Raw genomic sequence first — 10,376 nt, 5'->3', positions numbered from 1 at the left:
TTTTGCCTGAAGAGCACAGGGGACGCTCTCTTCATTCAATTTAGCCTTACTTCTTCAGATCGTTAAGCGGGAGTTAAGGTACCCTACCTCAGGGCTTGTCTGTTCATTGAATTCGGCGTAATCCTTGTGTTGGTTTGGGAGATAATTGCCACGGGACCATGACATGGCGAGCCTGGCAGCTTTGTCACTTGGGCTGTTATCGCCAGTAAAGCGGAAAATGATGAAGGATCTTTTTTCATTTAAATGACTTGAAAACACACCGCACTCTGCTGTTGAGTGAACCATCAACGTCGTTTTTTTTGGGGCGGTAAGCAGGGTGTGTCCAATCTTGACAGCATCATTTTTGCCAGCCGTTACATGAAACACGATGTCACCGGCTTTTAAAACGTACGCTGGATCAGTAAACGTAGGCAGAGAGCTGAAGGTGCATGGTATGGTACTCCAAAACGGCATGAGTATTCCTCCAATAGCGCTTGAACGCGTGGGCTAACTATAAACTACAGCTTGAATGGGTCTCCAAAAACAGGCCGGGGGTAATTTCTGCTTTATCAAAAGGCCGCTGTGATCATGAATAAAAATGCAAGCCGTAAAGCTCTGCACGTAAGGTAAACATCGCTCTGGCATCTATCACCGTAGGTGTTGAGGCTTGACGTGGCAGTCCGCACGGCAACTAACCAGCCGGTGTCAGCAAAGCATTGGTTTCTATCTATTAGGTACATGGGTATTGATCATTAACGGCTGGTTCAATATCACTACTGGCAGCTCAGCGTTTTAACGATTTGTTTGTGTATTTCAATACCGTGAGAGCGAATCTCAGCAGGCTGGTTGATGTTGTTATTGATCAATGCAATTAATGATGCGGCAATAGACACAGCAACCTCCATGGGGCGCTTTCCCGGTATGTCAGGGTGCCCGACAGGACAATTCAGTTGGGCAATGTGTGTTTGGCTATATCCTTGATGCAGAAGGCGGGTCTGGAAACGCTTCGCTTTGGCTTTTGAGCCAATACAGCCGATATACGAACAGTCCTTACGCTGAAGCGCTGCCTTTACCAGTTCAAAATCCAGGGCATGGCTGTGGGTCAGGATGAGCACCTGGCTGTTGGCCGGAAGTGTTTCAACGAAGTCGACCGGATCCTCTTCCAGAAAAAATCGGACATTGGCCGGTGTCGTCTCAGGCACCATGTCCGGGCGGTTATCAATCCAGCGCACAGGCCCAGGCAGGCCGCCGAGGATCGTCACCAGGGCCTGCGCAACATGGCCCGCGCCAAACAGGGCCAGATTCAGTCCCGGTTGAATGAAACATTCCAGCAATACGGTGACGCTGCCCCCACAGCACTGGCCAAGCCGGGCGCCCAGGGGGAAGTGTTCTAAATGGTTGCCAGCAATGCCGTTGTCCAGCAGTGTCCGGGCTTTTTTCGTGATATCCAGTTCCAGATGACCGCCGCCCAGCGTATCGAACGTTGCGTCTGCGCTGATGACCATCTTGCTGCCCGGATCGCGCGGTGTGGAGCCGGTGGTGCCGAGAATCGTTGCCAGCACATAAGCGATGCCAGTCTGTTCACAGTTTTGCACGGCATCAAACCAGCGTTTAACCGTCATGACGATCCGTCCATTGCTGTAGATACAAGACCGCATCAAGCACCCGTTCCGGTGTTGCCGGGATATTCAGTGGCGGGTTAATGCGGTAGTTGGCGATACTGGCGACCGCATCCCGCAGGGCCAGCCAGACGGACAGGGCAAGCAGCAGGGGCGGTTCGCCCACCGCCTTGGAATGGTAAATCGTCTCTTCACCATTGGGTTGGTCGTACAGCTTGATATTGAAGATCTTCGGGATATCCGTCGCGGTAGGGATTTTATAGGTCGCCAGGTTATCAGACAGTATGTGCCCCTTGTCATCCCAGCTCAGTTCTTCGGTGGTCACCCAGCCCATGCCCTGTATGAATCCCCCTTCAATCTGACCGATATCAATGGCTGGGTTCAGCGATGTGCCGACGTCGTGCAGGATATCGGTACGCAGTACCGTGTATTCACCGGTCAGTGTGTCGATCTCCACTTCGCTGCAAGCGGCGCCCTGGGCAAAGTAGAAGAACGGGCGTCCCCGCCCCTTTTCACGGTCGTAGTGAATTTTCGGGGTTTGGTAAAAGCCGGTGGCAGATAATGAAACGCGGTTCAGGTAAGCCTCTTTCACGAGGGTTTCAAACGGGATCCACACCTCGCGATTATCCTTGTGGAGCTGGACATGGTTACTGACAAAACGAATAGAATCAGAGTCGGCTTCATAATGTTTGGCGGCAAATTCGACCAGCCGATGCTTGAGTGTCTGGCAGGCATCCTGTGCTGCCTTACCATTCAGGTCTGCACCGGAGGATGCCGCCGTTGCGGAGGCATTGGGCACCTTGTGGGTGTTGGCAGCGCTGATCTGTATACGATCCAGATCCACCTGGAATTCAGTGGCCACCACCTGGGCCACTTTGGTCATCAGCCCCTGACCCATTTCAATGCCACCATGATTCAGATGGATACTGCCATCGGTGAACAGGTGCACCAGGGCGCCCGCCTGGTTCAGGAACTGAATAGTGAAAGACACCCCGAACTTGACCGGTGTTAACGCAAGTCCACGTTTCCGGTAGTGATGGGTACTGTTGAACTGGCTGATCGCTTCTCTGCGGGCCCGATAGTCCGACGTTGTTTCCAGTTCACGTATTAATGCCGGCAGCAGAATATGTTCAACTGTCTGGCCATAATGGGTTTGATCTCCGTCCTTGAACAGGTTGATCTGGCGGATATCCAGCGGATCCCGACGGAGTTTCCGGGCGATATCATCCAGCATGTATTCGACAATGGCAGTGCCCTGCGGCGCTCCGAATCCCCGGAAGGCGGTGTTGGATACCGTGTGGGTTTTGCAGCGCAGCCCAGTCACATGTACGGCATTCAGGCAGTAGGCATTCTCAACCTGGAACATGGCGCGGTCGATGACGGCATCAGACAGATCCGGAGAATAGCCGCATTTTCCTGCCAGCCAGAACTGGCAACCCAGCACCCTTCCCTGATCATCAAAGCCGACCCGGTAGCGACTGAGGAAATCGTGTCGCTTGCCGGTCATCACCATATCGTCCCGACGGGGCAGGCGAAGTTTAACAGGGCGTTGCAGTTTGTGAGCAAGCAGGGCAGCCATGCAGGCCCAGGCTGCTGACTGGGTCTCTTTGCCACCAAAGCCGCCGCCGATCCTGCGCACTTCGACTTCTACCTGATTGAAAGGAATGTCCAACAGCCGGGCTACCGTATGCTGGATTTCACCCGGGTGCTGGGAGGAGAGCGTCATTCGCATGCCCCGGTCTTCCGTCGGGATGGCGTAGCTGATCTGGCCTTCGAGATAAACATGTTCCTGACCTTTCAGGTACAGCTCGCCAGACAACTGGTGCGGTGCAGAGGCAATGGCCTGCTCAGCATCCCCCATCGACAGGGAATGGGAAGGACGGACAAAGTGCTCCTGTGCGATGGCTTGTGGAATGGTCAGTACGGCAGGCAATGGCGCATAGTCCACACGGGCGAGCCGGGTGGCTTTGCGAGCCGCTTCAACACTGGTGGCAGCGACCGCGAACAGCGGCTGGCCAACATACTCCACGGTACCGTCAGCAAACAGCGGATCACCGGGGAAGACCGGGCCGATGTCCTGCTCACCGGGAATATCGTCCAGCGTGACGACGGCAACAACACCCGCTGCCGCCCTGACGGGCGAGAGATCCATCGTCGAGATCAGTGCATGGGCTTCCTGACTCTGTCCTACCGCGGCAAAGAGGGTATTGGCCAGTTCTGGTATGTCATCCGTGTAGGCCGCCTGTCCGGTCACATGTTTTTCGGCGCTGTCATGATGAATTCGCTGGCCACTAACACCTCGGGCCGGGCGTTGCCGTCGGGTGTCCGGGGCATGGTTGCATTGATTCATGGCGATGCTCCTGTAATCTCCAGTCCCGCCCGGATCACCAGGTTGGCCGCAACCCTGAGGCGATAGGCTGCCGAGGCGCGAACATCGTCCATGGGGGTGAAATCCCGGGGGATTTGATCAGCTGCCCGTTCAAAACTGGCGAGTGTTAACGGTTGGCCAGCCAGTGCGGTTTCAGTGAATCTGGCGTGCTGTGGGGTCGCAGCCATCCCGCCATAGGCAACACGAGCGTCGAGAATGGTTGACGTACCAAGGTTCAATCGCATCGCCATCAGTACTGTAGAAATATCATCCTCCAGGCGCTTACTTACCTTATGCACGGTGAACCACTGGGTAGCCGAGAGCTTGGGGACGGTGATGGCCTGCAGGTATTCGCCGGGGCGGATGGCGGTTTTCCGATAGCCGGTAAAAAAATCGTCCATGGCAATAACCCGGGTTCCGTTCGCAGAAGCCAGCCTGACCCGGGCGTCCAGCGCCAGAAAGATGGGCGGTGTATCGCCGATCGGTGAAGCATTGGCCACGTTGCCGCCCAGCGTGCCCAGGTTCCGGATCTGGCGTGAGCCGATACGAGGCAGAATGCGGGCAAAGGCAGGAAAACAGGCCTGTAGGCAGGACTCCGCCTGACTGTAAGTCACCATGGCGCCAAACTGCACAGTATCACCGTCGTCTGTAATGCGGCCCAGGCTGCGAATGCGGTGCAGGCAAATGATGTGATCCGCCGTTTCCATCGACTGAGTGATCGTCAGTCCCAGGTCAGTGCCGCCGGCCCACAGGCAGGCGTCGGGATAGTCCGCCAGCAGAGCCTGTAGCTGCTGTTCTGTTTCTGGAATAAAGAGCTGCTGTTCCCGGTTCACAGTCGGGTCAAGCGACTGACTGGGGACTGCTGGACTGATGGGGTTGAAGCGTTGAGTCAGCAGGGAAATCGGTGCTGATTCAGCGGGAGGCGGATACTGATGCTGGGTGCGGGCGGCATCCAGAATCGGCCGATAGCCGGTACAGCGGCAGAGGTTGCCGGATAACGCGGTCAGGATGTCATCATCATTGGCAGCCTTTCCTTTCTTACTGTGATAGAGAGCTGCGAGTGAGGCGACGATACCCGGTGTGCAGAAGCCACACTGTGATGCATGGCAATCCACCATGGCCCGCTGTACCGGATGTAACTGGTCATCATGGCTCAAACCTTCAACAGTAATAAGACCTTTTCCGTCCAGACTGGCCAGCAGCGCAATACAGCTGTTAATGGCTTTGTATTGAAGGGCGCCCTGTTCATCCTGATCCACCATAATGACGCAGCAAGCGCCACAATCACCGGATGCACATCCCTCTTTGGCCGCACAGAGCATCTGGCGGGTACGCAGATAGCGTAATACCGTCATGGAAGGATCAGCCGATTCTTCCAGCCATTGCCCATTCAGGTGAAAGCGGATCACGTCGTTATCATCCTGCCTGACAGCGCTTGTTCGAGTTTCCGGTACACAAGCATAGTGGCTTCGGCCATCTGTCGCAGAAAAAGGGGAGCTGCCGATGTAAAGAGTAATGGATAGCACCGATCAGCAAGGATGCTCGGATGGACAAAGGCCCCATCACCGGTAACCGAAATGCCGGGCAAAGCCAGCGTAACTGCACCGGCGAGTCTGGCAGCCCGCCTGAAGCGGAAGTAAGCCAGACCCGCCCTGTGACCATGACACGAATACAGCGATGGCGAGTCAGGTTGGCACGGCCATTCCTTTCCTTTTGGTCAACAGTGAGAACGCATTTTTCACGCAGTACGCCGGTGCAGAGCCGAAGTGTACAGACTGTAGAATCTGCCAGTCCGTCGCGACAACGCGCGTTTTCAATAGGCGATGATTCCTGGAAACAGCGTCATTACGGGCTGAAATTAGCCACGGTCTGGCAGGCGCTTCAGGTACAGCCGGCATTTGAACAATGGTGGGGCATGATTGAGGGCGAGCTGAGTGGTGAAAGTATTGCGGGACGATCGCCGGCCGCTTCACCCAGAGAGCGTTACAAACGCGCGATTACCGCTTTTCGAAGGGCAGACGCGATACTGCTGAAAGGCGAGGGTTCTAATCACTTACGACAGGATGCTCGGACTTTCCTCTATGGTGTCTCCCGAGCCTTGTTTACCACCCAGATGAAAAGTCCTTTTCATTCCGACCTGGTTCAGGCCATCAGGCAGAAGGCGGCATCGGGTTCGGGGGAAGATTTACCGCCACAGCTTACCAGTAATCGGGGGCGTGACCTGTCGGCACGTCTGGCGCATACCCAGCAGTTAATCCATGGCCAGCGTTCAGCCTTAGAAAACGCCGCAGGTAAAGGACAGCACCTGCGCAATGTGATGGGTAATCTTGCGGCGGGCGAAGCGGGTATCCATTATGACCCCTATCGACAGGGCAATATACCGGATGTTTTGTTCAGTCCCCGCATACACGGTAAAGAAGTCGCCTGCATCCGCATGGGCACGCCGACCCGGCAGGAAGTCCCATTCAGCGCCAGTGTAACCCCGGAGTTTCGTTGTTTTCTGGAAAGCCGGGGCAAGCTTGAACACCATCTCTACATCAACCGTCAGCGGCGTACCGGAATAGAAGGCGACAGAAGCCATGCCCTGGAGAAACTTCAGGATCATATCGGGCTACAAGGCAAACTTACGGTGGTCACCTTGCCGGCGGATGGTGATTTCTATACCCAGCGCCGGGCGTTTGCCAAAGACTGTACGTTGGAGTCATTACAGGCGCAGATGGTCAACCTCATGGCAGATAATCAGCAAGGCTTTTTCTTTCCACCGGGGTTACGGCAACGGTTATCGGATGGTGGCGACGATTTCAGCGCATTTCTGTCTCGCACCTTGAATGCGACGGCTCAGGAGCTGGACGTCCGTGAGGATGCGATGCTCGACACAAAGCAGCGACGGGCTTTTATTTTCCACTTTCTGAACAAAACGCTGGCGGAAGCACTCATTCAGACTGTGTCTGCAACCACGTACAACCATACCTGCAAGGATGACATTGACCGTGGTGGCGTGGCCAATGCCTACCTGTTTGCCGTGAAAAACCGGCCGCATGCCGCCGCTACGGCCGAAGAGCTTGAGGCATTCGCCAGGGAGATGGAAGCCAAAACCAATGCGCCTGCCGCGGAAGTGAAGAAACGCGAAGTGATTGAGCACCGGCATGAAGACCTGCGTAATGCACTGGAAACGCTGGATTACTGGAACAAGGCTCCAAGGGAAGGGCGTATGGCGTTACCCAGGCGAGGGATAGGTGCTAGATAACCGTCGTTTGCAATTGCCGGATAAAGTCTGTTTTGGTGATGACTGTCGGAATTGATAAACGGCTTTTTTCGTTTGATAACGACTATTCGTTATAGCTTCTCATTGCCACCAGTGTGCCCAGACCGGTGCAATGAGAAAGCAGGGCAGAGGTGTGGTGGATTCTCCTTGTCAGGACAACTTGGCAAGCACAAGATCCAGCTTTCCTTTAACTTCTGACATATCTGATTTCAGTTCAGTCACATCGTGTTTCAATTCATCAACATCTGTCTTCAAGACGAAGGCATCGGACTGCAGTTTGCTTATATCGTTTTGCATCTCCTTTTGACTATCTTTCAAAAACGTAATGTCTGACTGGATTTTGAAGATATCGTTTTTGATGGCATTGGTATTTGATTCTGTAGCGTTGAGTTGCCTGTCTACCGAACCAAAACGGTTGCCGATGGCTTCAAAGCGAACGTCATGGGCTTTCTGTTTCGCGTAAATCTCATTGAGCAGGCGCCGCTGCCCTTGAAGTAATGTATTCAATGGTTCTGCCATCCGCCTGATGGAAATCCTCCAGCCGTTTCAGACGACGGGGATGTGTTTTTAACTCTTCCATCAGTTCGCATGCATCAGTCATTTTATAAAATCCTGTTTATTTCATTGGTTGAATGCGTTTAAGAAATATAGGGTTTGGGAGTGGCTTTACCCATTTAAAGGTCAAGTGTCTTTTTTCGATAATATGGCGGTTTGGTTCGATAGGATTGCCTGCTGGATGGCTTCCACTTGGCTGGACAGTGTTGCGACCGTTTTTGTCAGATTTTCGATGGTTGATGTCAGGTTGTCTGAACGATCGGTTACTTCGTATTTCAGTGTAAGCAGGCAGGTTTTGAGCTCCTGTAGTGATAGTTTGAAAAGGGTTGCATCTGCCAAAGCTTCAATGCCTTCTGAGTGGTGCTGGAGCATCGTGTTTTTTAATTCCGCCAGATCGGATCGAATGGAAAGTAATCCGGAGTCGAAGGTTTTCTGACCCAGTAACAGTTTCGCAAGACGTTCATCATTGCCGGTGACGTTACCGGTAGCATCGTTGTCTGGATACCTTCGTTGCTCACATATTTGAGGTATTTCACTCAGCTTGTCAGCAATGGCATCTGCCAGCGCGGCTCTATTATCGTTTGTTGAAGTCATGGTTGCCTCCCGAAAGTATTTTTGGGTGGGAGAGCCAGTATAGGTGTGTTTCTATCAGTTGCGGTCAATGATAAGAGTTAGACGACCAGACGGTTAAAGAGCTGGATAAGCGGTGTTACATATACGTATGTGTCATGAAACTCGCTGTTTTGAGCAATATTTATCTTATTAGAACCGGTTTATATTCGCCTTTTAGAAGACAGCTGTCTTTTTATACCTATATGATTGAAGACAATTACCAATAAAAATATTTCGCATAAAAAAATCAAATAGACGGATTGAAAACAAGCGAAACGGATGCGTTAGGGGGAACATTGTCGCGTTTTTACGAAGTCGAGCCGTCACTGGAGAATTACTGGCGGGCGATCATCCTGTTTGGCAGCAATGTGGCGTCTTATAAATTCGCACTGGCCAAATCACTGTACGAGCTGACAGACTCTCAAGCTGACCTGATTTCTCTGGATACCCTGGCTGAACCCTTTGCACGTCATATATGTGAACATCTTCGTGCATCACCCAGGCAGACGACATCAAGGTTCAGTCAGTTTCTGGCAAGCTGTGCTGATTTCAATAACGGTGTCATCACAAAGGAAGCTTTGTTGAAGCAGACGGTTCGGTTGGGTTTTCAGAATGTTATTGATGCATTTCATAATGTCAGCCGTGCAGAGTTAGGATGCCGTTTCTTTCTTGATGAGCGCAGGGGGCCTGGGAATGGAATCCGACTGACCGAGGCATTTTTTAAACTGGCAGAACGCCCGGATTTTGTGGATTTTCAGCATGAAACTGAGGCGCGCTGGCGGCTGGTAGAAACGGCCTGGCAGGAAGGGCTTTCCAGAAACCTGCTCGCCGTGCAGCATGATAATGACATTGGCAGCCTGTTTGTACAGATGAAAGACCGCAGGGTTGATATCACCAGTTGCCGTGACAGCCTGAATGGTTACCAGAAAGGCCGGTGCTTTTATTGTTATGACGCTATTTCGGTGGACAGCTCAGCACGTAATCTGGCTGATGTTGACCATTTTTTCCCTTGGTGTTTACGGCGGGAGTTACCCGCTATTAATGGTATCTGGAATCTGGTGCTTGCCTGTACAGACTGCAACCGGGGGGAAGGAGGGAAATTTGAGCGCGTCCCGACCTTGGCTCTCCTGGAAAGGCTGCATGCCCGTAATGAATATTTTATAAACAGCCATTTGCCAATCCGGGAAACCCTGATACAACAGACAGGAAAGACGGAACCGCAACGACAGCAGTTCCTTCAGGGTTGTTACACCGTTGCAAAAACACGGATTATTCACACATGGCAGCCACAATCCAAAGGCGGCTCAACATTCTGACAGGTGGTCGATGACGTCTATTGCCTATTACGATCAGCATTGTGATGCATTTGTGGCAAATACAGCATCTGTCGATATGACAGAGCTTTATACCGCCTTTCTATCCCGATTGAAGCCAGGCGCCCATATTCTGGATGCAGGGTGTGGTTCCGGCAGGGATACCTGTCATTTTCTCAAGCAGGGGTATCATGTTACCGCGATTGATGGCTCAGTTGCCATGGTGCGTCATGCATCGGCATTCACGGGTATCAACGTGCGACAGCTTACGTTTGAGAACCTGGATTACCAAGCGGCTTTTGAGGGTATCTGGGCTTGTGCCTCTCTATTACATATTCCCTTATCCGAATTGCCTGATGTCATGGCCCGTATGTCAGAGGCTTTAAAAAATAATGGTATCTGGTATCTCTCATTCAAATATGGTGCAGGTGAAGTCAGCAGGGATGGGAGAAGCTTTACGAATTTGACAGAAGAATCACTGGGTGAGCTGGTGGACGCACTGTCTGGTATTTCTCTTCTGTCAACCTGGCAGACCAGTGATAAGCGGTCGGATCGTGAAGACGAACGCTGGCTGAACGCTCTATGTAAGTACTCAAAAACTCCTGTGCAGACCACATGGCAGCCAGCATGAGGCGTATTCGATAATATTTGCCAGTCTCGGAATT

The 10,376-nt window shown here is 52.6% G+C and carries 10 protein-coding genes; 3 read left to right on the top strand and 7 right to left on the bottom strand.

Annotated features, from left to right (window positions below):
* Positions 1-54: 54 nt before the first annotated feature.
* The 4 genes from ABD892_RS13455 to xdhA all read right to left on the bottom strand — a co-directional run bounded on the left by ABD892_RS13455 (position 55) and on the right by xdhA (position 5,375).
* Positions 55-366 carry a hypothetical protein gene (locus ABD892_RS13455; protein ID WP_345196294.1) on the bottom strand — a complete coding sequence of 104 codons (312 nt, stop codon included), beginning with the start codon at positions 364-366 and terminating at the stop codon, positions 55-57.
* Positions 367-752: 386 nt separating this feature from the next.
* Positions 753-1,601, bottom strand: coding sequence for a xanthine dehydrogenase accessory protein XdhC (xdhC, locus tag ABD892_RS13450; RefSeq protein WP_345196292.1), 849 nt, complete (start codon positions 1,599-1,601; stop codon positions 753-755).
* Positions 1,591-3,948: a xanthine dehydrogenase molybdopterin binding subunit gene (gene xdhB, locus ABD892_RS13445; protein WP_345196291.1), complete on the bottom strand. Its 2,358-nt coding sequence runs from the start codon at positions 3,946-3,948 to the stop codon at positions 1,591-1,593. Before xdhB ends, xdhC begins: the two co-directional genes overlap by 11 nt.
* Positions 3,945-5,375 (bottom strand): xanthine dehydrogenase small subunit, encoded by a 1,431-nt coding sequence (gene xdhA / locus ABD892_RS13440; RefSeq protein WP_345196290.1) that lies wholly within the window; start codon positions 5,373-5,375, stop codon positions 3,945-3,947. The genes xdhB and xdhA overlap by 4 nt, the downstream gene beginning before the upstream one ends.
* Before the next feature lie 137 nt (positions 5,376-5,512).
* Between xdhA and ABD892_RS13435 the strand changes: the two genes are divergently transcribed.
* Positions 5,513-7,213: a hypothetical protein gene (locus ABD892_RS13435; protein WP_345196289.1), complete on the top strand. Its 1,701-nt coding sequence runs from the start codon at positions 5,513-5,515 to the stop codon at positions 7,211-7,213.
* A gap of 168 nt (positions 7,214-7,381) precedes the next feature.
* Here the strand turns inward: ABD892_RS13435 and ABD892_RS13430 are convergent, their stop codons facing one another.
* From ABD892_RS13430 to ABD892_RS13420, 3 genes are all read right to left on the bottom strand, one after another.
* Positions 7,382-7,750 (bottom strand): hypothetical protein, encoded by a 369-nt coding sequence (locus tag ABD892_RS13430; RefSeq protein ID WP_345196287.1) that lies wholly within the window; start codon positions 7,748-7,750, stop codon positions 7,382-7,384.
* Positions 7,698-7,832, bottom strand: coding sequence for a hypothetical protein (locus tag ABD892_RS13425; protein ID WP_345196286.1), 135 nt, complete (start codon positions 7,830-7,832; stop codon positions 7,698-7,700). The genes ABD892_RS13430 and ABD892_RS13425 overlap by 53 nt, the downstream gene beginning before the upstream one ends.
* Before the next feature lie 80 nt (positions 7,833-7,912).
* Complete coding sequence (locus ABD892_RS13420; RefSeq protein WP_345196285.1) at positions 7,913-8,380, bottom strand: hypothetical protein; 468 nt, start codon at positions 8,378-8,380, stop codon at positions 7,913-7,915.
* Between the two features lie 278 nt (positions 8,381-8,658).
* Here ABD892_RS13420 and ABD892_RS13415 point away from each other — a divergent pair, with 278 nt between their 5' ends.
* Together ABD892_RS13415 and ABD892_RS13410 are read left to right on the top strand one after the other, a co-directional pair.
* Positions 8,659-9,714, top strand: a complete 1,056-nt coding sequence (locus tag ABD892_RS13415; RefSeq protein ID WP_345196284.1) for an HNH endonuclease family protein — start codon at positions 8,659-8,661, stop codon at positions 9,712-9,714.
* Positions 9,715-9,724: 10 nt separating this feature from the next.
* A complete protein-coding gene (locus ABD892_RS13410) occupies positions 9,725-10,342 on the top strand; it encodes a class I SAM-dependent methyltransferase (protein WP_345196283.1) in 618 nt (205 codons plus the stop codon).
* The last annotated feature ends 34 nt before the right edge of the window (positions 10,343-10,376 follow it).

The organism is Kistimonas scapharcae, from assembly GCF_039540975.1.
Taxonomy (GTDB): domain Bacteria; phylum Pseudomonadota; class Gammaproteobacteria; order Pseudomonadales; family Endozoicomonadaceae; genus Kistimonas; species Kistimonas scapharcae.
The sequence above is the reverse complement of the archived record's forward strand: the minus strand, read 5'-3'. Positions and strand labels throughout refer to the sequence as shown.

Excerpts from the sequence above, each read along its gene's own strand:
- xdhC (WP_345196292.1), bottom strand. The coding sequence starts at position 1,601 with ATGACGGTTAAACGCTGGTTTGATGCCGTGCAAAACTGTGAACAGACT.
- xdhB (WP_345196291.1), bottom strand. The coding sequence starts at position 3,948 with ATGAATCAATGCAACCATGCCCCGGACACCCGACGGCAACGCCCGGCC.
- ABD892_RS13435 (WP_345196289.1), top strand. The coding sequence starts at position 5,513 with ATGGACAAAGGCCCCATCACCGGTAACCGAAATGCCGGGCAAAGCCAG.
- ABD892_RS13430 (WP_345196287.1), bottom strand. The coding sequence starts at position 7,750 with ATGGCAGAACCATTGAATACATTACTTCAAGGGCAGCGGCGCCTGCTC.
- ABD892_RS13425 (WP_345196286.1), bottom strand. The coding sequence starts at position 7,832 with ATGACTGATGCATGCGAACTGATGGAAGAGTTAAAAACACATCCCCGT.
- ABD892_RS13420 (WP_345196285.1), bottom strand. The coding sequence starts at position 8,380 with ATGACTTCAACAAACGATAATAGAGCCGCGCTGGCAGATGCCATTGCT.
- ABD892_RS13410 (WP_345196283.1), top strand. The coding sequence starts at position 9,725 with ATGACGTCTATTGCCTATTACGATCAGCATTGTGATGCATTTGTGGCA.